The 20,684-nt window shown below is 63.0% G+C and carries 23 protein-coding genes; 19 read left to right on the forward strand and 4 right to left on the reverse strand.

Annotated features, from left to right (window positions below; all coding sequences use genetic code 11):
- The first annotated feature begins 127 nt into the window (after positions 1 to 127).
- The 7 genes from SAMIE_RS06095 to SAMIE_RS06125 all read left to right on the forward strand — a co-directional run bounded on the left by SAMIE_RS06095 (position 128) and on the right by SAMIE_RS06125 (position 4,578).
- Entirely contained in the window at positions 128 to 379 is a 252-nt protein-coding gene (locus tag SAMIE_RS06095) for a type II toxin-antitoxin system prevent-host-death family antitoxin (RefSeq protein WP_013846878.1), read from the forward strand.
- Positions 369 to 791: a putative toxin-antitoxin system toxin component, PIN family gene (locus SAMIE_RS06100; RefSeq protein WP_013846877.1), complete on the forward strand. Its 423-nt coding sequence runs from the start codon at positions 369 to 371 to the stop codon at positions 789 to 791. The genes SAMIE_RS06095 and SAMIE_RS06100 overlap by 11 nt, the downstream gene beginning before the upstream one ends.
- Before the next feature lie 321 nt (positions 792 to 1,112).
- A complete protein-coding gene (locus tag SAMIE_RS06105; protein ID WP_013846876.1) occupies positions 1,113 to 1,412 on the forward strand; it encodes a hypothetical protein in 300 nt (99 codons plus the stop codon).
- A gap of 51 nt (positions 1,413 to 1,463) precedes the next feature.
- Positions 1,464 to 1,865, forward strand: coding sequence for a hypothetical protein (locus SAMIE_RS06110; RefSeq protein ID WP_030538185.1), 402 nt, complete (start codon positions 1,464 to 1,466; stop codon positions 1,863 to 1,865).
- A gap of 194 nt (positions 1,866 to 2,059) precedes the next feature.
- Positions 2,060 to 3,145, forward strand: a complete 1,086-nt coding sequence (locus SAMIE_RS06115) for a hypothetical protein (RefSeq protein WP_013846875.1) — start codon at positions 2,060 to 2,062, stop codon at positions 3,143 to 3,145.
- 136 nt (positions 3,146 to 3,281) lie between these two features.
- Complete coding sequence (locus SAMIE_RS23300) at positions 3,282 to 3,482, forward strand: hypothetical protein (RefSeq protein WP_013846874.1); 201 nt, start codon at positions 3,282 to 3,284, stop codon at positions 3,480 to 3,482.
- A 91-nt stretch (positions 3,483 to 3,573) separates the two neighbouring features.
- A complete protein-coding gene (locus tag SAMIE_RS06125) occupies positions 3,574 to 4,578 on the forward strand; it encodes a deazapurine DNA modification protein DpdA family protein (RefSeq protein WP_013846873.1) in 1,005 nt (334 codons plus the stop codon).
- 111 nt (positions 4,579 to 4,689) lie between these two features.
- Here the strand turns inward: SAMIE_RS06125 and SAMIE_RS23305 are convergent, their stop codons facing one another.
- Entirely contained in the window at positions 4,690 to 4,869 is a 180-nt protein-coding gene (locus SAMIE_RS23305; protein WP_158511166.1) for a hypothetical protein, read from the reverse strand.
- 231 nt (positions 4,870 to 5,100) lie between these two features.
- Between SAMIE_RS23305 and SAMIE_RS06130 the strand changes: the two genes are divergently transcribed.
- The 3 genes from SAMIE_RS06130 to SAMIE_RS06140 all read left to right on the forward strand — a co-directional run bounded on the left by SAMIE_RS06130 (position 5,101) and on the right by SAMIE_RS06140 (position 6,554).
- Complete coding sequence (locus tag SAMIE_RS06130; RefSeq protein ID WP_013846871.1) at positions 5,101 to 5,703, forward strand: hypothetical protein; 603 nt, start codon at positions 5,101 to 5,103, stop codon at positions 5,701 to 5,703.
- 87 nt (positions 5,704 to 5,790) lie between these two features.
- Positions 5,791 to 6,105: a type II toxin-antitoxin system Phd/YefM family antitoxin gene (locus SAMIE_RS06135; RefSeq protein ID WP_013846870.1), complete on the forward strand. Its 315-nt coding sequence runs from the start codon at positions 5,791 to 5,793 to the stop codon at positions 6,103 to 6,105.
- Positions 6,102 to 6,554, forward strand: coding sequence for a type II toxin-antitoxin system VapC family toxin (locus SAMIE_RS06140; RefSeq protein ID WP_013846869.1), 453 nt, complete (start codon positions 6,102 to 6,104; stop codon positions 6,552 to 6,554). Before SAMIE_RS06135 ends, SAMIE_RS06140 begins: the two co-directional genes overlap by 4 nt.
- 25 nt (positions 6,555 to 6,579) lie before the next feature.
- Here SAMIE_RS06140 and SAMIE_RS23310 read toward each other — a convergent pair whose 3' ends face one another.
- Positions 6,580 to 6,729 carry a hypothetical protein gene (locus SAMIE_RS23310; RefSeq protein ID WP_013846868.1) on the reverse strand — a complete coding sequence of 50 codons (150 nt, stop codon included), beginning with the start codon at positions 6,727 to 6,729 and terminating at the stop codon, positions 6,580 to 6,582.
- A gap of 293 nt (positions 6,730 to 7,022) precedes the next feature.
- Complete coding sequence (locus tag SAMIE_RS06145; protein ID WP_013846867.1) at positions 7,023 to 7,418, reverse strand: hypothetical protein; 396 nt, start codon at positions 7,416 to 7,418, stop codon at positions 7,023 to 7,025.
- A 132-nt stretch (positions 7,419 to 7,550) separates the two neighbouring features.
- On the opposite strand from SAMIE_RS06145, the gene SAMIE_RS06150 reads away from it, so the two are divergent.
- The 3 genes from SAMIE_RS06150 to SAMIE_RS06160 all read left to right on the forward strand — a co-directional run bounded on the left by SAMIE_RS06150 (position 7,551) and on the right by SAMIE_RS06160 (position 9,912).
- The gene (locus tag SAMIE_RS06150; RefSeq protein ID WP_126516759.1) at positions 7,551 to 7,754 is read left to right on the forward strand and encodes a DUF5818 domain-containing protein; all 204 of its coding nucleotides are present in this window, start codon (positions 7,551 to 7,553) and stop codon (positions 7,752 to 7,754) included.
- A 575-nt stretch (positions 7,755 to 8,329) separates the two neighbouring features.
- The gene (locus SAMIE_RS06155) at positions 8,330 to 8,803 is read left to right on the forward strand and encodes a DUF736 domain-containing protein (RefSeq protein ID WP_030538182.1); all 474 of its coding nucleotides are present in this window, start codon (positions 8,330 to 8,332) and stop codon (positions 8,801 to 8,803) included.
- A gap of 83 nt (positions 8,804 to 8,886) precedes the next feature.
- Positions 8,887 to 9,912: an SLOG family protein gene (locus SAMIE_RS06160; RefSeq protein ID WP_013846864.1), complete on the forward strand. Its 1,026-nt coding sequence runs from the start codon at positions 8,887 to 8,889 to the stop codon at positions 9,910 to 9,912.
- 164 nt (positions 9,913 to 10,076) lie between these two features.
- On the opposite strand, the gene SAMIE_RS06165 is transcribed toward SAMIE_RS06160, so the two are convergent.
- Entirely contained in the window at positions 10,077 to 10,400 is a 324-nt protein-coding gene (locus SAMIE_RS06165; protein ID WP_013846863.1) for a hypothetical protein, read from the reverse strand.
- A 464-nt stretch (positions 10,401 to 10,864) separates the two neighbouring features.
- Between SAMIE_RS06165 and SAMIE_RS06170 the strand changes: the two genes are divergently transcribed.
- The 6 genes from SAMIE_RS06170 (at position 10,865) to ppsA (ending at position 20,578) form a co-directional block, all read left to right on the forward strand.
- Complete coding sequence (locus tag SAMIE_RS06170; protein ID WP_013846862.1) at positions 10,865 to 11,164, forward strand: ribbon-helix-helix domain-containing protein; 300 nt, start codon at positions 10,865 to 10,867, stop codon at positions 11,162 to 11,164.
- Between the two features lie 172 nt (positions 11,165 to 11,336).
- Positions 11,337 to 13,487, forward strand: a complete 2,151-nt coding sequence (locus tag SAMIE_RS06175) for a type IV secretion system DNA-binding domain-containing protein (protein ID WP_013846861.1) — start codon at positions 11,337 to 11,339, stop codon at positions 13,485 to 13,487.
- Positions 13,484 to 16,477: a MobF family relaxase gene (gene mobF / locus SAMIE_RS06180; RefSeq protein WP_013846860.1), complete on the forward strand. Its 2,994-nt coding sequence runs from the start codon at positions 13,484 to 13,486 to the stop codon at positions 16,475 to 16,477. The genes SAMIE_RS06175 and mobF overlap by 4 nt, the downstream gene beginning before the upstream one ends.
- Before the next feature lie 6 nt (positions 16,478 to 16,483).
- Positions 16,484 to 17,077, forward strand: coding sequence for a restriction endonuclease (locus SAMIE_RS06185; protein ID WP_231746298.1), 594 nt, complete (start codon positions 16,484 to 16,486; stop codon positions 17,075 to 17,077).
- Positions 17,078 to 17,091: 14 nt separating this feature from the next.
- A complete protein-coding gene (locus SAMIE_RS06190; RefSeq protein ID WP_013846858.1) occupies positions 17,092 to 17,631 on the forward strand; it encodes a lytic transglycosylase domain-containing protein in 540 nt (179 codons plus the stop codon).
- Between the two features lie 565 nt (positions 17,632 to 18,196).
- The gene (gene ppsA / locus SAMIE_RS06195; RefSeq protein ID WP_030090317.1) at positions 18,197 to 20,578 is read left to right on the forward strand and encodes a phosphoenolpyruvate synthase; all 2,382 of its coding nucleotides are present in this window, start codon (positions 18,197 to 18,199) and stop codon (positions 20,576 to 20,578) included.
- The last annotated feature ends 106 nt before the right edge of the window (positions 20,579 to 20,684 follow it).

Here is a 20,684-nt window from a genome sequence, read left to right on the forward strand (position 1 = left end):
CTGCTGGTAGCGCCGTCATGCACGGCGCGCGCGCAAGCGCCGGCGCACAGACCGCTTGAAAGACAGGCTTCTCCTTCTTAGATAGTGAATCGAACGATTCGATCAATTCGGTCGAATGGAGGCAGCTATGCAGACCATCACCGCCAACGAAGCCAAGACCCGCTTCGGCGAACTTATCGACCGCGTACAGCGCGAGCCGGTGCGCGTAACCCGCCGCAATCGGGTTGTGGGTGTGATGGTTTCCCCGGAAGACTATGCAGCCATGCGGGCGTTCTACGCGGACAGGCTCGCCAGCACGCTACGCGAAACCGCCAACGAGGCCGCGAAGAAGGGCCTTACCGATAGCGAACTGGAGCGTCTGCTGTCCGATGAAGGGTGACAGGTTCGTTATCGATACGAATGTCCTCATCAGCGCCGCGCTTTCAGCAGATTCGACCCCCGCAAGGGTGACGCTCTGGGTGATCGCCCATGCCCGGCTGATCTTCGCCGAGGCCACTTTCGAGGAATTTCGTTCCCGTCTTTGGCGTCCGAAATTCGACAGATATCTGACCATCGAGCGTCGAAATCAGATTCTACACGATTTCAGTGCAATCGCCGACTGGGTGGAACTGAATGACGATGCTCTTCCGGTCAGCAGCCGAGATCCGGATGATGATATGTTCATCCGCGCCGCCATTGCCGGATCGGCCCGTTGGCTTGTGAGTGGCGACAGGGATTTGCTGGACATTCAGGGATTGCCAGCGATTACGATCCTGACGCCGGCGGACATGCTGAAGCGGATTTCCGCATAGGTCTGACCCGGGCGGCGCCACGCTAGCGCAGCTGCGAATGACTCTGGCACTCCTCGACGCAAAGTCTTCGCGAATGGGAGGTGCGGCCCGGCTCGATGACGAAGTTCATCTGCGACCGGCGCCTGCTCGATCCCGACGAGTTCGATCATATCGTTGCCTAAGCGTCCACCGATCTCATCGGCTTCCTCGACGTCGTGGCGAGGCTGCCGCCCGATCAACTCCCGACCATCGGAAGCTGGCTCGAGCGGTTCAACGCCGGCGTTTCCTGATCGCTGACGGTCCATCGTTGGACGCAATCCCGCCATTTCTTGCGAGGTTCTTATGCTCACCATCCAGTTCCGGGCGAAAATCGTGACGATCTATTACACGGACGACACCATCGCGTATCGCCGGATCAAGATCCCCAGCATCGCGCGCCACCTCTGCGATATGAACGCCTTTCGCCGCTCACGAAAATTCGGAGCCTATGCGAACAGCGACCTGTTCCTCGCCATGGTGACGCGCGCCCTGAAAGAGAATGGCATCGCGAACTTCCTCCGCATGGGTGCGCTGCCCGAAGGCGTGGCCGTCGACGAAAGCGGTTTCCTCGCAGGCGTCACGATCACGCTTCCCGACCGATAGGGACGAGCAGCAATGCGCTGGGACATCCCCGCGAACTGAAGGAGCTTCGACATGCAAGCCACCGTCCGGCTGACGGCCAATGATATCCGCCAGCTTCGTTCGACCGCCGAACAGATTGCACGGCGGCATAGTTCCGCCCGTCGCTTCGCAATCGAGATTGCCGAACGCGTCAACCTCGCCACCGGCGCCGCTGGCCTCAACATTCGTGCGATCACCGACGATCCCGACTGGGAAGATACCGATCTGCACACGACACATCCCTGGTCGCGCATCCGTGAGCGTCATACGCTCGCCAACGGCACGGCACTGTTCGACCTCTATGTCTATGAGCGGCCCGGCATCGGCGAGACCGGCGATCTTGCCTGCTGCGTCGAGGCCGAACTGGATGGACAGGGCCTCGCAGCCTTTCACGCCGATAGCGCCAAGAATGTCTGGCGCCGGTCGGACCTGTAGATTGTCCTTCCACCCGTTCGATACGATGAGCGAGATCACGCACAGCAACCACACTTTGGGAAACCCGCCATGCGCCTGTCGGACGAGCTTGCCGCCAGACGCATTTTCTAGCGGGTCTGGACCGCAGAAGAGGAGGAAGGAGGTGATGGGCGAGGGGCCATCATGGATCCTCCGATCTCCATAAGGAACAACCCATGCCCATCCATCAGCCATCCGGTCCCGCGACCGAACCCGCCGTCGACACTTCCTCCCAGCCGTCCGCCGATCTTGTCGCGCTGTCCAGCAACGAGCTGATGGTTGCGCGCAGGCTTGCCTATGACCCTGAAAACGACGCCCTTGGTGAAGGGGATCTCTGGGTCGAATATATGGAAAGCGAGGACGACTGCATGGCCGCGCGCCAGATCGTTCCGTTCGACACATTCACGCTTTCCGTCTGGCATACCCTTGCCGCCGACATGTTCGAGGAACGCTCCGATGAACGCGACGCATCGCAGATCGACCAGCTGATCGAAAGGCGTGGCCTTTTTCCTCATGACCCCGCCAATGGTCCGCGGCGTATCGCGCTTCCCGCAATCGAACTCCAGATCGCGCTTGAAAAGGATATCAAAGCAGGTTCGTGTCGGATCGCCAATGCCCGGATAAGGGTCGATGCCCTCGATCAATTGTCCGGCATGGAACCCGACTTCTATACCAATCCGGAAGCCATATCGACCGCGGGCTGGGACGCGCTGTCGGTAACGATCTTCGAACAGACCTGCACGGCACCGACGGGCGGGCGCTTCGGGAACATCTTCGATCAACCCGACCTGACAACCGGAACGCCGCTCGCACACGCCCGCGCCCAACTCTTCGAACTCCAGACGGCACTCGCTACCGCCAAACGAAGCCGGCGGCAGGATCCTGTCTTCAAAATCTATGTGCGGAGCATGATGGACGAGCTGCTCGCGATGCCTCCGCTGCTGGAGGCGATCCATAATGACCACAGCGGCGCATTCCGCATCGTGGCCGCCTTTCTCGACGATCATCATCCCGAATGGTCCGAGGGGCTCTCGAAGAACCAGGCATTCAGTCCCTTGCTGCCCCTGCCTGTCGACTGGAATGGCCACGTCGATATCGTCGGCCTGGTGCAGGACTCGCGCGCCCGCATGTCCGCCGAAACGGTGGGTGTCGCGCCGCAGTTCTTCGGACTCTATGCCGGACGCCGCGATGGCAGTTCCGTCTGGCTTGGAGCGGCGGCCTGCGAAGCCGATGCCCATGCGCTGGTGACCGGGTTGGGCTAACCCGGCCCCATATCGGCCCGCTCATTGGCGCGACAGACTGGTGCAACAACAGGGCGGCAACATGGCGCCCTTCGCGCTCTCCACAGGGGGAAAGGGGGTGGTTGGTGGATGAGTTTCATCTGGGAGTTCACCAACCATGTCCAGCAGCCAGCAAACCACGAACATCCCCGAAATCGTCGTAATCGACAGCATTACCTGCCCCAACTGCGGCGCAGCCGAGTGCTACGATGATCCCACGAGCCCCACAGGCAAGCGGTTCAACATCAACGCCTATAAGGTCGGCGACAAGCACGGTTACTGGTGGAGTCGTTGCAACCTTTGCAATAGCTGGTTCTAGAAGGGCAGGAGGATTTCCGGCTCCCGCAAGCGTAACCGTCTTTCGTCTCACCGACCCTTCGCTTGAGAAGCGTGACGTCGCGGAGGCCAGCATGAACATAGAGATCATCGTCGGCCTCCCGCATCTCAATCGTGGCCCGCTTCTCCAGCGCGCGATCGAGATGCGCTATCCGGTCCTCATTTCAGCGAACGCGCTGTCGCGATGGGATCGCCGCGAGGGCTATGCGCGCTGGGCGGGCTGGAACCTGCGTTCGCTGGCCAATGCCTCGCGCCTGGTGTCGATCGACCTCGACTCCGCCGGCTTTGTCGTCGCTCATCGCTACCGCGGGCTGCCCTGGACGGCCGATGACTATATCGAACTGGCCGCAAGCTACCCATTTCGGCGCTTCGCGAGCCTCGACCTGTGCACCGAAGAGGAAATTGCCCGCGACCGCGACGAAGTCCTCGACCGTATCTCGCGCACCATCGCGCTCAATCATGCCTGTCATGCAAGAGCCGCCGATCGCGGAATCGATGCCCGGTTCATGCCCGTCATCCAGGGACGGCATCCCGACGACTATCTGCGATGCCTCGACGGCATTGCCGGTATCCTTCGGCCAGGCATGGTTGTCGGTATCGGCTCCATGTGCCGCCGCACGGTGTCCGGTCCTGATGGGCTTCTCGCGGTGCTAAGCCGGCTCGACCGGGACGCAGACCCTGCGCTCCGCTTCCACCTTTTCGGTGTGAAGGGAACAGCCCTCCATTATTTGCGGCCGCTTGCGCATCGCATCGCCAGCCTCGATTCCTGCGCCTATTCTCTGGCCGCGCGGATCGAGGCGTGGCGCGAAGGCTTTTCGAAGACCGACGAGTTCGTTGCCGGTCATATGGAGCGATGGCAACGCCGGCAGCAGGCCCGGCTCGACGGGGGCGACGCCGCATTCCAGCATCATCTGCCGCTCACGAAACCTGCGCTTTCGGCCGGAAACGCATGGGACAGAGCACTCGATCTCGCCCGGGCGGAAATCCGCACTTTGATCGAACAAGGGGAGATCGCGCACGAGCAAATCACCGAAGGGTGGGTCGCGCAGTGGGCGGCTGAAACCTATAGCGCCACGTAGTAACGCAGGTCCTGGTGAATTTAGCCTCGGTCGCTGACCTATGCGGTGTGCGAAGAACTCACCGGCCTATAAGGTCGAGGACGCCACGCAGGGTCTTGCCCATCGATCGAATCATCTCCTCGCCCGCCTCACCTCGTCATCCCGACAGAAGTTCCAATACTCGTCCATATCTGCGAGCGTTAGCTTCTTCGGCTGCATCTTGGCCCAGGCATCCGCCATAAAGAGCATGAAGCTCATTGCGCCGTCATCAGAAACGGCATGCGGCTGATACACGATAGGCAGGTTCATCACGAGCATCCCTGTCGGAGCACTTTGTTTCTTTTTCAAAGCGGCGATAGGCGACCGCCCGTTTTTCACAGGTCCGAGACGCTCCGATTACGCCTGTCGCTGCGAATTCACAAGATTGACCGCCAGATTGGCGTGAACGACGCGCGGTTGCAACCACCGATCACCGTCGCCGCACGGCCTGGCTGTGCCGATGGGGGCAATTGCGGCCTTCAAGCCCGCAAAAAGGAGGTATCCGTGACCCAGTGTCCCGAATCCAATTCGGCCGAGCGTCATTGCTATGGCGTGATTCTCCATCATCGCGCCGAATGGTGGCTTGTCGAATTTCCCGAGCGCGATCCGGACCCTATCAAGGCATGGGCCCTGACCGGCCAGCTTACGCCGGCGATGGCGGATTGGTTTCGTGCCGATACGGGCAATAACGCCGCCAAGGCAGAGGTCCCCGCGTTGAACCCGGACAGTCGCTGCTGGTCTGGTGAATTCTCGATCCGCCCGTCGCCGGATGCCGTCGATCGCTTCGACATCGATGCTCATCCCTGGGGCTCCGAAGCGGGCGAACTGGAGACGCGGCTTGCCCGCGCCATGATCGAAAGCACGCTGTTCCCGATCCCGCCCGGCTTCCTTTCGGTCTTCACAGGCCTTCCGGACGACGATCGGCCCGTTCTTGCCATCCGTCTCAGCGGCTATATCTGCTCTACGTTCGAAGTGCTCACCGCCCGCTATATGCCGGTCTATCGGCCTCGATCGCCCTGGCGGGACATATCGGGCGAGGCCGTCGGCGACAGCGGCAGTGACATTCTCGGATGGGCACCCGCCCGCGATTGGATCAGGCCAGCATGACGCACGGGACCCGCCGATGCCGGATCGAGCTTGCGCCGATACAGCTGGGCCATTATATCTGACTAGCTGGTCAGATGGAGAATTCTCATGACTACACCCAAACGGGCCGGTGACGGCCCCGCACGCAAAGGTGGTTCCAGGCTTCCACCAGCGGCGCGCGGATGGAAGCTCGAAGACGCCAAGGCGCGGTTCAGCGAGGTCGTTCGCCTGGCCCGCAGCGAAGGGCCGCAACGCGTCACGGTCCGCGGCAAGGATGCCGTCGTTATCATCAGCGCCGACGAACTCGAAAGGTTGCTGCCGCCCGAGCGTAAGAAGCCGCTCGTCGCCTTTCTCGAAGGACTGCACCTCGACGGCGTCGATCTGACACGCGAACGCGATAGCGGACGGGATATCGTCTTGTGATCGGCTGGCTTCTCGACACCAATGTGATTGCCGCGCTCATCAATCCGGGCGGCGCGCCGAGCGTGAAGACATGGGCGTCGGAGCAGCCCGAAGAAGCGCTGTTCCTCAGCATCCTGACGCTCGGTGAATATGACAAGGGCATCCACGCCATACCTGCCGACCATTCTGAGCGGTCACGCTATATCGGGGCTCGCGATGCACTCGAAGCGCGTTTCAAAGGTCGCATTCTGTCCCTTGATGACGCGATCATCCGGCGATGGGGAGCAATCTCCGGCGACGTCAAGCTAGGCACGGGCCATACACCGAGCGTTGTCGACACGATGCTGGCGGCCACCGCGATCGAGCACCGGCTTTATCTCGTGACCCGCAACGTCAAGGATGTGCGTCACAGCGGTGCGGCCATATTCAATCCGTGGGAGGATGATCCCACGACACTGGCGCTATCCTGACCAGTTGGGGGAAGGATATCCTTCCTCAGGTTCTTTCGAGCAATCGCTCCCGTGCGAGGTCAAGTGCGTGCGAAAGCCTTATCGCCACCACCTGGTCCTTGGGGTCGACGAGGCACTCAAGTGCCGCCTCCATGTGCTTGATGGCGTTTTCCAGCCTTGGCTCTTCGTCTGTCATGTGTGCTTCTCCGTCCCGTCGCGCTCAGTCGGCGGGCACCCTCCCCGGAGGAGGATGCCGGCCCCTGAGCCGGACGGTCGAAAGACGCGAACAATAGAACGCGTGCCTGATCTTTAGCCGGAGCCTGGACATAATACAGGCAATCCGGCCGCAAGGCATGCGCCGACTCTATTGTTCGGAGTTTCGACTCTCCGGCCCGCCACCGGCGGACACGCTCCTCTAAACCAACCGGGCAGCAACTGCCAGTCGGTTCCGAGCGAAATTACCGGATGCCGCAGGTGGGTGCGGGGTCTTCAGCGTGTCGATAGACGCGCCGCCTCGACCGGCCGATACATGTCCGCGCGATCACGCATTACACCCGTAAGCCAGGCGAGATGGCTCGCAGCGTCCGCCAACGGCAACGTGGCTACCGCGTCGAACAGGTTACGCTGATAGGGTGGACCGCTGTCGAGGATATCCACCAGCTTCTCCCGCGCGGGGCTATGGGGATCGGTGATCTCGGCATTGGCTTCGCGGGCCGCCTCCAGAAAGGCCTCAGCCAGTTCCTGGGTCGCATAGTAGCCGCTGTCGAGATCTTCCCCGAGCGCGAGGGCGGCGATCTGGCTGCGCACATCCGCGATGTCGGGGTCGTTGACCGCATCGATCAGCGACAGGTTGAAATCGAAGGTGGCGAGATAGTCCGCGATCATGGGGAAAGTCCTTTCATCCATCACTGGAACATAGGGCAAACATAGTCACAATGGAAATGATCCTCGCAACGGGAACGCGGTCATGAATCCGTCTTCCGCATGGGCCGCCCCGATCGGCCGGCATCCCGCGCCGTGATCGGGACGGTCGCACCCCTGCGTCTCCGGGGACGCCTGCGTCGAACCGAGCGCGGTTTCCTCCTCGATATGGAGGATGGCCACGTCTGGCGCCTCAATGGCGCGCAGGATTTCCCGCCGCTGGTGGACGCAGTCGTCGTCGTCGAGGGACGCAAGGCGAGCCCCAGCCTCCTCGACGTTCTCTGGCTCGGGCCGGCGTAGCATCCCCAGAGGCACGCTCTGTTTCCTTCCTCAAACGTCGCGCTTGCGGCACCGTCGCCGCGGACCTCGGCGAGGACGCCTCGGCCCGCAATCAGCGTCGCACGATGTCTGTCATCACATTCTGCGCCGCCTCGCAGGGTCTCGGCGTGCCAGGGCTGGTCGGGGCAAGCAAGGGCTGCCTCCGGCCAAGAAAACCTAGGAGTAGAAGGGGCCTGCCGACGTTGTCGCTTGGGGTAAGCGGTCGGCAGGCCCCTTCTACTCCAAGCTTTTCTAAAGGCCGCAGCGCGACGTCCCTTGCTTGCCCCGACCAGCCCTGACCCTTGAGCCCCGGCGACGGCGGCTCCGAATGCGATGACAGACGGCCACCGTCGCGTCCTCCGCTGATCAGGAAGGAATGGCTTCGCCATATTTTTCTTTGTTCGAGACGCTACCGCGTCCGTATTATTGGCTCTGGCTCACCAAATGCGATGAAATACTGTCAAGAAAACAATAGAATATACTCGAAAAAGGGGAGGGGGTATAAGTATAGGTGCAGATGGGGATTGGCCCCGGAAGCATCGTTTGGAGTAAAGGCTATGAATATCGGTGAGTTTAACCTTAACAAGGGCCGCATCATCGGATGGATTGCCACCCGCGCAATCGACCTGCCCAAGCTGGCCTTGCGCCCGGTGGAAAGCGAAAACGAACTGGCCCCGGCTTATGAGATCATCGCGCCCAATGTCGGGGGCCGTGTCGTTCAGGTCGGCGCGCTTTGGGAAGCCGTCGCCAAGAAAACCGGCGAGGTTTTCCTGCAAGGCCATGTTGATGACCCGTCGATGCCCGAAGCCCTGCCCATCGCGCTTTTCGGCTCGGTGGAGGAAGGCTATCGGGTGGCATGGCGCAGGCAGGAGCGCGACGATTTCGGCCCCGCCATTCGCACCCCCCGCGACAATGCGCCTTCCGGCAACCGTGGCGATGACTACGGTTTCGGTGACAGCACCGCCGATGGAAGCGGCGGACTGTCCAGCCAAGGGGCCGCATCCGATTTTGACGACGAGGTGAGAGTCTAGGAACCGGACCAAGACGGGCCGGGGGAGCGCAGCAACGCTTCCCCGGACCCTAACCGATCATCCTGCCATCAGGAGTCAGACCCATGACGAAGAAGTCAGCTAAGAAGGCCGTTAGCACATTTGCCGACCTGCCGGAACTTATCGCGGAGGAAACCGCAACCCCCGCTTTTGAAGCATCCTTTGGCGATCCGTTGCCGCTGTCCATCATCGAACACGGCGACGAACCGGGCGAACATGAGATGCCCGAACCGTTCACCGCGCAGAAGGTTTGCGGCGAACTTATCACGTCGCTTTATTGCCTCTTGACGGACACGCGGCTTGACCCGCTCGCCCCGGATATTGCTTGGGGTATCGTCAACAGCTTCCATTTTGTCGCTGGAACGGTGGAGCGCCGGGAGGATCGCCTAGCCGACAAAATCCGCGATATGACGCGGTGCATGGAACCGGGCGAGGTATTCAACAAAGACCTTGAGGATACCCAGCTTCAATGCCGCTCGCTTGCGGAACAGCGCGCCGCCATCGAAACGATGCGCGACTATGCCGCCGCCATGTATCGCGCTTGCTGGCGTCGCGCATGGGCACCGACCAAGGGCAGCAAGGCGTCATCCGTCACCACCGCAAGCTATATCAATGCGCTGGATTTCTTGCAGGAACGCGCCCTTGCCAAGCGCGAGAAGCACCAGCCGCAAGGCCCCGTCGTCATCTTTTCCGGCCCCGCCATCTGGGACGAATGGGAACCGCTTTGGGCGAAGCTGACAGAGATCAAGGCCCGCGTTCCGCATATGACGCTTGTTACCACCGGGCAGCGGAAAGGGGCGGACGCCATCGCGGCGGCATGGGCAGCGCGGGAAGGCGTCCCCGTTGTCGCTTATGGCCTCTATGGAGGCGGGCGCAAGGCTCCCTATCAGCGAAACCGCAAGATGGGCGAGCTTGAGCCGGTGGAAGCCGTCCTTTGCGAAGGGTCCGGCATCCAAGCCAATCTCTATCAGACCATGCGGAAACAAGGCGTTCCCATCCATGCTTTCCGCAAGCCCAAGGATGCCCCCGCATCCCGCAAGCCGCAGAACGGCGAGGGGGACACGTTCAGGCAAGCACGGCGCAGCGCCTGAAACCAAACGGCGCGGCGCTTCCCCCAGCGCCGCGCTACCCATCACACGAGACCCGCCAAGGCTGGCGCGCATCCCCGCGCGCTGGCCTTTTGTCGTGCCCCCGGCCGCCGCCGCGCCTGACGGCGCGGCGGCGGGAAGAACCAAAAGGGGAAGGGCCGACAGGTTCACGCCCCCACCGAAGGGCCGAGCGCCCCACCGTCATCCCCCTTTGCGGGCCTTGGCGCGGCTGGCGCTTTCCCCGAATGGGAAGCATCGGAGGCACCCGACGCCCCCTTGAGCGCAGCCAGCGCGGCAGCGCCGCCCAACCGCAACACATGGCCCAGCACGTCCCGGAACTCGCGTTCCGTCAATTGCTCGACCGGCAGCGCCGTCACCATTGCCGCATAGCGATCGCGTAGCCGCTTGCGTAGCGCAGCCTTCTCGACCGCAATCCTCTTCTCGCGATCTTCCAGATCAGCGAGCCTATCGCGTTCAGACATTTTAGGCATGACCAGTTTCCTTCTCAGGCTGGCCCGCTCGTCACGCGATCCTTGTCGCACAGGCGCACCCGCGCCACAAGCGACCCCACCGCATAGCGCGACCTATCTCCCCACATCGACCACCACCGCAATGGGTGCGCCCGGCAGCGGTAGGGATGACGCAGCAACTCCGTTGCTGCGGGCAAGCGACGCACGCGCTTCGCGGTTTGTAATGCACCGTACGCACGGGTGCTGTGGCCTGAAACTGCCCTATAATCAATGGTTTCCGTTGGCAGACGCGTCAGCCAGATTTCACGTTATTTGGCTGACGCGTCTGCCGCCTCAGTACTATTGCCCGAAAAAGCCCCGCAATTCCGCCGTTTCCGGCTGGCAGACACGTCCGCCACGCTGATTTTATTGTGATCGTCGCTTGTCTGCGCTATAGTTGCTGTGCGTCGTGACCTCCTTGTCGAAGCTCCAGTCGGAGCATCACCTTGGCAAGGGTCACAATCCGGATCGACGATGCCCTTTACGAGCGGCTGCAGCGCCGTGCCCGTAAAGTCGGCGTCAGCGTCGCCGAACTCCTCCGCCCCGCGATCGACCAGACCGCCGATCCCCGCGGCGGCTACGTCTACACGACGCAGGACGAAATCCTCTCCTGCGTCCTGCAGACGCTCTCTATCCTCGCGGCATCGGTGCGACGCCGGTCGCCCGAGACGCTCGAACAGGGCATGGCCGACGCCAGGGCGCTGCTCCTCGAAAAGGGGCTGCTCTCACCGGACGAACAGCCATGACCCGGCGCGCGGATCCCCACCTCGCGGACACATGCCCGGCCTCGCGTTCCCCCTCGGCGGGCTTCCCGTCCGGCCGCGCGATTGCCTGCGATTATTCCCTGCCGGTCAGGGCCATCCCAAATCCGGGGGCATGCCGTAGCGCACCGCCAGCCGTTCGGGGGAGGGGCCGGCCATGAGCATCTTCCGCAACGACACGTTGGGGAGCTGGACGCGGGGCGGGCAGGCGATCGTCCACAATGTCCGCATGACCACCCAGGTCTTTTTCCAGACCGTGCTGGCCGGGCTGATCCTCTGGTTGATGGGGACCTGCTGGTATGCGTTCGAAAAGTCGACCGACTATCAGCGCTTCGTCCTCGCCAAGCTGGTGGAGGCGACCATCAAGGCGGATGCGGCGCCGGGGACCAATGACCCGGTGCTGTTCCGCACCCCCGACGGGCGCCAATACTGGACCTCGGCCGACACCCTCGCCGACTCCGGTGTCGCGAAGCAGGCGCTCCACAAACTCGAAAAGGACCTCATCCACGGGGCGGCCATTGCCGGTGTGGTCGCCCTCTTCGGACTGGTCAGTGCCTGGTTCTATTTTACCAGAACTGGGAAGGGGCTCGGCTCCAACGAATATCTGCGCGGCGCCCGCTTCGGGACGGCCTCGGAAGTGCGGCGCGCGCTCCGGGGGCAGAAGAAGGGGGCGCTCACAATCGGCGGCGTCGCCGTGCCGGAAGCCTTCGAGCCCGAACATATCCTGCTGGTCGGCGCTCCAGGAACGGGCAAGACCAACCTCATCACCACCATGCTCGAAGGCATCCGCAAGCAGGGTAAGCGGGCGATCGTCTATGACACGGCCGGGAGCTTCGTTGAGAAATTCTATCGCCCCGGCAGGGACATCCTGCTCAACCCGCTCGACAAGCGCACCGACATCTGGAGTCCCTGGGTCGATGTTCCGCGGGAGTATCATTACGACCAGATCGCGGAATCTACGATCCCCGACAAACATGGCGATCCGTTCTGGAGCAAGGCCGCGCGCGGCACGCTGGTCGCCGTCCTGCGCAAGCTCGCGCGGCAGAAGCACACGCTCATCTCGGTCCTGCTTGATCGGGTGCTGCGTTCCCCGCTCGCCGATCTTGCCGCCTATGTGAAGGGCACCGATGCCGCCGCTTTCATCTCCGCCGAGGGAGAGCGCACCTCGGCCGGCGTCCAGGCCGAGCTTGCCTCGGTCATGCGCAGCTTCGCCTATCTCGACGATACCGAGGACGGCTTCTCGATCCGGCGTTGGGTCGAGGACGAGAAGGACGACAGCTGGCTGTTCGTCACCGTCAAGGCCGACCAGCTTCCTTCGCTGCGCCCCCTGATCACGGTCTGGCTCGACATCGCGATCAGCGCGATCATGAGCCTCACGCCCGACCGCGACCGGCGGCTCTATTGCGTCATTGACGAATTGCCGACGCTCCAGAAGCTCCCCAGCCTATCCGACTTCCTCGCCCGTGCGCGCAAATATGGCGGCTGCGGCATATTGGGGTTCCAGTCCTATCCCCAGCTGACCGCGACCTACGGCAAGGAGGATGCGGCGGCCATCACCGGCTACTGCTCGACCTGGGTCGCGCTCCGGGCGAACGATAGCGACACCTCGGAACTTATCTCCAAAAACCTTGGCCGGGTCGAGCAGGTCGAAGCCAACGAGGGGATGAGCTACGGCGTCAATGACATGCGCGACGGGGTGAACCTCAGTCGCATGCAGGTGACCCGCCCGCTGGTTCTGGACACCGAGGTCACCCATCTGCCGAACCTTTCGGGTTTCCTCCGTTTCGGGCGCAATCTCCCCGTCGTCCGTTTCACCGATCGCTTCAATCCGCTGCCTTCGATCGCGGCCGCGTTCGTTGAACGCACCGAGCCCCCCAAAAGGCTGCCGCTCGGCAAGGCCATCATCTCCCAGGCGTGGGCAGAGCGCCGCGCGCGCCAGGCGCGGGAGGAGGCCGCGAGGCGAGGGCAGGGTCCGGGACATCCGGACACGCCGCCGTCTCCCGGAACGGGGCAAGGCGATCTTTTTACCGGCGAGGCCAATCCCCCGCCGGCGCGGGAGCCGACCCAGGAGCCGCCCAGCCTGCCGGATCCCCAGGACGCCGTGCCGCAGGATGAGGTGTTCGGACCCACCGACCACAGCGATTCCGGCATGACGGACGAGGGAGCGCCGATCGACGATCATCCCGACGAGGAGAACAGGGTTGCCACCCCCATCCCCTTGTTGGGGGCGACGCGCGGCACGATCCGTGTGCGGCTCGACAGCCATGGCCGTTCCGAAGGCCCGCGTGAGAAGGCGAAGCCGGCATGATCCATCCTCGCCGCCTCAAGGGGACACCCGCCAATATCGGCCGCTACTATACAATCGGCGACTATTATACCAAGGGCGGCAACGAACCCTCCGAATGGGGCGGCAAGCTCGCCGCCAGCCTCGGCCTGTCCGGGCCTGTCGACCCCAAGCAGTTCGAGGAACTGCTCGCCGGCAAGGTCGGCGACCAGCAGCTCGGTCGCCGGCGCAAGGAAGGCATCCAGCATCATCCCGGCTGGGATTTCACGATCAGCGCGCCCAAGTCGATCTCGATCCTGGCGCTGGTCACGGGCGACGAGCGCATCCTTGCCGCGCACGAGCGGGCGGTCGGGGTTGCGCTTGCCTATGCCGAGGAACATGCCGAGCTGCGCCGCCGGGTGGACGGCGAGATCGTCCACGAGACGACGGGCCGGCTGCTGTTCGCGCGTTTCACCGAATATGCCAGCCGCGAGCACGACCCGCAGCTCCATACCCATGTCGTCATTCTCAACATGACCAACCATCTCAATGGCGACCGCATGTCGAGTCTCGAGACGCGCTCGATGTATGCCGAGCAGCTCGTCATGGGTCAGATCTATCGCAACGAGATTGCCCGCGACGTGCGCGCGCTGGGGCATGAGATCGTGTTCGATCCGCGTAAGGGGCTGTTCGAGGTCGAAGGCATGCCCGGCCAGCTTATCCGTGACTATTCGCAGCGCGCCGAGCAGATCAACGAGCATGCCGCGGAGCACGGGCTTGAGGGACAGGCCCAGCGCCGGATCTCCTTCTTCGCGACCCGAAAGGCCAAGGAGACGATCGGCCTCGATGACCTGCGCGAGCAATGGCGCGTGCGTGCTGAACCCTATCGTGAAGATCTCGACAGGCTCCAGGCCGCGGCGCAGGAGCGGGGTGAACGAACCATCGAGACCGATCCGCGCGTTGCCCGCCGCGCCGCTCTGTTCGGCATCCGCCAGAATGAAACGCGCGAGGCGGTCAACAATATAGGCCGTCTCTATCGCACCGCGCTCGCATCGCATGTCGGTGAGGTCCGCCTGGGCGACGTGCGGCCGCTCTACGATGCGCAGGAGAACAAGGGCAAGCTGCTGGTCACGGTGCGCCAGACCGGCGACCAGCCGCTTCCGCGCGGCCGGACATCGCGCCGGACCGCCAAACTCGAACTCGCCCTGTCCGAGCATCTGTCGCTGGCCATGGGCGATGCGAAGCCGGTTGCCACCCGTGAACGGCTGGAAGAGGCTGCGACGGCCGCCAGGCTGAAGCCCGAACAGACCGCGGCGCTGATCGCCATCGGCAGCGGTACAAACCGGGCGGTCGGCGTGCATGGTGTCGGCGGCGCAGGCAAATCCACCCTGGTCGCCGCGTTGGTCGATGCGACCCGCGACGACTATACCACCGTGGCGCTCGCACCGACCTCTTCGGCGGCGGCGGAACTCGGGCACAAGGCGGGCATCGAATCCCGCACGCTCGCCTCGCTGCTCGCGAGCGGCGGTTATGGCATTACCGACAGGCATATTCTCGCGCTCGACGAGGCGGGCCAGCTCGGCAACCGCCAGGCGCTGCGCGTGCTGGAGATCAGCCGCGCGACCGGCGCGCGTCTCATATTCCTCGGCGACAATAAGCAGACGGGCGCGATCGAGCAGGGCAAGGCCTATTGGCTGCTCCAGCAACTCGGGCTGCCGACTAGCCAGCTCAAGGAGTCGCGGCGCCACCTGACCGACGCGACGCAGGAGGCCGCGGACATGGCGCGCAAGGGCGACTATGCCGCGTCGCTCGCCGCGCTGGATCGCGTGACCACCGGCGACACCGCGGAGAACCTCGCCAAGGCGATGGTCGCCGATTGGACCCGGCTCAAACCGGAGATACGGGGCGAAACCAATATCCTCGTCCTCGACAACGCGACCCGTCTGATCGTCAACAGCCATATCCGCGAAGTCCTGAAACGCGAGGGCACCGTCGCGGCCGAAGACCATCGGCTCGAAGTGCTGACCCCGTCCGGCCTGACCGACCAGGAAAAGCAGATGGCGCGCTTCTACAGCGCGGGCCAGGTGCTCAAGTTCACGCGCGACAATCCCAGGCTGGGGATCGCACGCGACGCCGACTATCGCGTCGTCGGGGTCGGCCGGAACAATCATGGCCGCCAGGTCGTGCGCCTGGTCGACGAGCATGGCCGCCAGATCGAATGGCGTCCGGGCCTCGGCAAGGCGGCGCATGTCAATGTGTTCCTGCCTGAGAAGCGCGACCTTGCCCAGGGCGACCGCATCCAGTGGCGGCTGGTCAACAAGGAACTCGAGGTCAAGAATGCCGAACGCGGCACCGTTCTGGCGCTCGAGGGCAATATCGCGACGATCAGATGGGACCGCGGCGAGCGCGTCCAGCAGGTCGATCTCTCGGTCCACCGGACCTGGGATCATGGGTATTCGGAAACCGTCTATTCGTCGCAGTCCAAGACCTATGACCGCGTCTATGCGCTGGCGCCTGTGGAATCCGGCCTCGTCAACGGTCAGAACTATTACACCGCCATCACTCGCGCCGCCTATGGCGTGAAGCTCTGGACCGAGAGCCAGCAACGTCTCGCGGAAAAGCTCGCCTCGCGATCGGGCGAGAAGACCTCGTCGCTCGAAGGGCTCGGCCGGATCAGGGCCGACAGCCACAAGATGCGGGGACTTCGCCACAAGGACCGGCACGACCGCTCCCGCGAGGAGAATGCCCGCGAGCGCGCCGCCCGTAATGCCGAGCGGGAGCAGCGCGAGCGGAAACGGCAGGGCCGCTCCGAACCCCGCCCGAACAGTCTTGCCGAGATCCTCGCCGGCCGCGCGCAGGAGGCTGCCTCGCTGGTCGACCGCTTCCTGCGCGGCACGATCGAACGGGACCGTCAGCACGCGCCGGCGGAGCCCGATCGCGCGGGTACGCGCGAGCCTGTCCACCAACCAGAACCCCAATCCCAACCTCAGCCGCAGCACGATCATGGCGATCGTGGCGGCGGGCATGACCGATAGGAGAAGATGATGGAACTTTTGCTGATGGCGATCGCCTGCGCCGCCCTCGTTGCCCTGCTATACCGCCATTATCGCGTTCCGATCCGTCATCGCTGGCGACGCCGACAGGCTCGAACGATGTGCGAGCAGCTGCGCGGACCGGATCGCGATCAGCCCGCCGTCTTGCACTATGCCCGGCTGCGCGCGATGGATCCGCTGGCGTTCGAGGAATTACTGCTCGAAGCCTTCGAGCAGCGCGGGCACCGCGTCATCCGTAATCGCCGCTATACCGGGGACGGCGGCGTCGACGGGGAGGTCATCATCGATGGCCGGCGCTGGCTGATCCAGGCGAAGCGGTATCGCGATGCGATCAAGCCTGAACATGTGCGTGAGTTCGCCATGCTTTGCGCTGCGCGGCGGCGGCGCGGCATGTTCATCCACACCGGTCGCACCGGCGGGATGAGCCGCACGATCTGTTCGAGCGCCGATGGCATCGAAATCGTCTCCGGGCAGCGATTGCTTGCGCTGCTGACCGGCGCTCCGTTCGAGCCGGATGGTCTGCCGTCTCGCGATCTTCTTCGACGTGGCCCCTCCGATTTTCGTGATCGGATAGTGCAATGAGGGCGTGTCGATCAATGATTTTCCAGGCCTCGGTAGCGGGAAGGGCGCTCACCAGTATAGCGATCCTGTCCGTCATACTGACGCCGGCTCCTGTGCTGGCGAAGCAAGCTGCACCTGGTGAGGTCGCCGAAATCGCCCGTTGCATCCGCGTCGCCGCGCGGGGGCGTGCCTGGCTTGAAAAGACGCTTTGGGGCTTGCGGACACAGGAGGCTGGCTGGCTGGGCGCGGAGATCGCGAATACCAACGGCACCCACGATCTCGGGCCGCTTCAGATCAACAGTAGCTGGGTGCCGAAAATGTCCCGACTGCTCGAACGACCCCAGGAGCAGATCCGTCATTGGCTGCGCTACGATCCCTGTTTTAATGTCGAGGCGGCACGCTGGATATTCCTGTCCGGGCTGGAAGCGACCGGAGACTATTGGAAAGCGGTTGGCGTCTATCATAGCCCAACCGAGGCGAGGCAGGTCGCCTATGCGAAGAAGGTCGCAAGCCACATGCGTCGGCGGTTTGGCCCGGACGTGTTTGCGGCAAGCCGCGGGAACCTGGTGAGGTAGTTTTGGGCGATGAATACAAGCGGTTGAATAGCTTTCAACGCTGGACTCCAAGGCTGGGCAGGCAGCCCGTTCGCTGCATCTGCCCTCCGAGGTCATCCCTTTTCAGCGAACACTGGGATCGTACCTAAGATCGTGCGCTGGCCACCTGCGCTTTGCAGCTTCCGCCCCAATTCAGCGATGCGTCGTTCGCCGTCCTCTTACGTCAGTGTACTCCTTCGATGGGGCTGGCGGACTTGCACAGCTTGGCAGGCTTGGTGGACGGCCTGCGATCTGCTGATCGGTGAAACTGACGACAGGCAGGCAATGGCGCGATAGGGTGAGTATTACGCCCGCGCCCGCAGTTCGTCGATCATGCATTTGTGTTGCCCATAACCTGCTCTCGATCTTGGGCCATCCGGCCGGAGCTGATCCGGTCAATCTGATGATCGAGCCGAAGTCCATCGATACACTCAGGAGCCTTACGTAGTGACGTTGCCAGTCGGCGCGGTGATGGTGACCACAAAAGAGGTGGCTGGGTGAAACCTTGAGGCGGCCTCTGGCACCTTACGCAAGCTGGAGATGAGCTATGTCCAAGCCGATGATTTTGTGGTTCGAAGACATCGGTATCGCTGATGTGCAGGCCGTAGGCGGCAAGAACGCGTCTTTAGGCGAGATGACCGCGGCCCTCGCTCAGAAGGGCGTGAAGGTGCCCTCTGGCTTTGCCACCACTGCGGACGCTTACAGGGCGTTCATTCACGACAATGAGCTTGCACCCCGCATTACGGAACATCTCTCCGCCTTCCACTCCGGCGGATGCACCCTTCAGGAAGCGGGGCAGGCTATAAGGAGTCTGTTTCTGGAAGCGGAAATGCCCTCCCATATCGCCGAGGAGATTGTGTCCGCTTATGCGGAACTTGGCCGGCGTACCGGCACAGAGCGTCCCGCCGTTGCCGTGCGCAGCAGCGCGACCGCCGAAGATCTGCCGGATGCGAGCTTCGCGGGCCAGCAGGAAACCTTCCTCAATGTCCGGGGCCGGGCCGCACTTCTGGCGGCCTGTCGTCGATGCTTCGCCTCGCTGTTCACCGATCGCGCGATCAGTTACCGCGATGCGAAAGGCTTCGATCATCTCGAGGTTGCGCTGTCGATCGGCATTCAGCAGATGGTCCGCTCGGACCTGTGCGGATCGGGCGTCATGTTCTCGATCGATACCGAAACTGGCTTTCCAAATGCTATCGTCATCAGCGCCGCCTGGGGGCTGGGCGAGACCGTCGTCCAGGGGAGCGTAAACCCGGACAGATATGTCGTATTCAAACCGCTTCTCGCGCAGCCGGGGACCGAACCGATCATCGACAAGGAGTTGGGCGGTAAGGCGTTCCGCATGGTCTATGGGGAAGGCGGAAGCCACCGTACGAGGATCGTCGAGACAACCGAGCAGGAGCGTCAGAGCTTCGTTCTCGATAACAGCGATATCGTCCAGCTCGCGCGGTGGGCCGTGGCAATCGAGGACCATTACCAGCGTCCCATGGACATGGAATGGGCGAAGGACGGCGAGACTGGTGAACTCTACATCGTCCAGGCGCGTCCCGAAACGGTTCAGGCCCAGGCCAGCACTTCGACATTCCGGCATTACCGCCTCAAGGAGAAAGGCGACCCGCTATTGACGGGCGCGGCGGTGGGAACAGCCATCGCTGCTGGCAAGGCTTGTGTCATCCGGACCGCCGCCGACATCGCCCAGTTCCGGGACGGGTCTATTCTCATCACTGAGACGACTGACCCCGATTGGGTTCCGGTCATGAAACGCGCGGCGGGGATCGTGACCAATCATGGCGGCACCACCAGCCACGCTGCCATCGTCAGCCGCGAACTCGGTGTTCCCGCAATCGTCGGCACCGGAAACGCGACCGAGATCATTGCCGAGAACAGCGAGATCACGATCAGCTGCGCTGACGGTGACGTCGGAACAATCTACGCCAGCATACTCGATTTTTCCGTGACGGACGTGGATATCGGCTCCCTGCCGGCCACCCGGACGGACATCATGGTCAATATCGCGAACCCGGCGGCGGCATTCCAGTGGTGGCGGCTTCCTGCCCGAGGGGTCGGCCTTGCGCGCATGGAGTTCATCATCAACGCGCATATCAAGGTGCATCCGATGGCACTGGTTCACCCGGATCGCGTGAGCGCTGAAGCTCAACGGCAAATACGCGATCTGACCAAGGGGTATTCCGACCCATCGGAGTTTTTTGTCGATGTCCTCGCGCGCGGCATCGCGAAGCTTGCAAGTCCCTATTACCCGCACCCCGCCATCGTGCGCCTGAGCGATTTCAAAACGAACGAATATGCGCACCTTGTGGGCGGCGACGCCTTCGAGCCGGATGAGGAGAATCCGATGCTCGGCTTCCGCGGCGCCTCGCGCTATTACGATGAACGGTATCGCGAAGGCTTCGCTCTCGAATGCCGCGCGCTCAAGCGGGTCCGGGAGGAACTGGGCTTCTCGAACGTCATCGTCATGGTCCCCTTCTGCCGCACGCCGGCCGAGGCGGATCGCGTGCTCGAAGCGATGGCCGAGAACGGTTTGCGCCGCGGGGAGAATGGGCTGCAAATCTACATGATGTGCGAGATACCCTCGAACGTCATTCTCGCCGAGCAGTTCGCTACGCGCTTCGACGGATTTTCCATCGGCTCCAACGACCTCACCCAGCTTGTGTTGGGTGTCGACCGCGATTCCGGGATTCTGGCCAATCTCTTCGATGAAAGAGACGAAGCCGTCACCCGCATGATCTCGGAAGCCATTCGCAAGGCGCACGCGGCGGGCATCAAGATCGGCATATGCGGCCAGGGGCCGAGCAACCATCCGGACTTTGCGGCGTTCCTGATTTCGGAGGGTATCGATTCCATGTCGCTCAATCCCGACAGCTTCGTGCGAACGATCAAGGCCGTCGCGGAGGCGGAGGGACAATCGGGCTGAGCGCCGGGTGAAATGACACTGATGCGAGGTACAGGAAATTGCGTCTACCGGTGCTGATCCGCCTGGGTTCACCCGCATATTGTCGCGCAATCGCGAGCTCGGGAAG

This window comes from Sphingobium amiense (assembly GCF_003967075.1).
In the GTDB taxonomy this organism is placed as follows: domain Bacteria; phylum Pseudomonadota; class Alphaproteobacteria; order Sphingomonadales; family Sphingomonadaceae; genus Sphingobium; species Sphingobium amiense.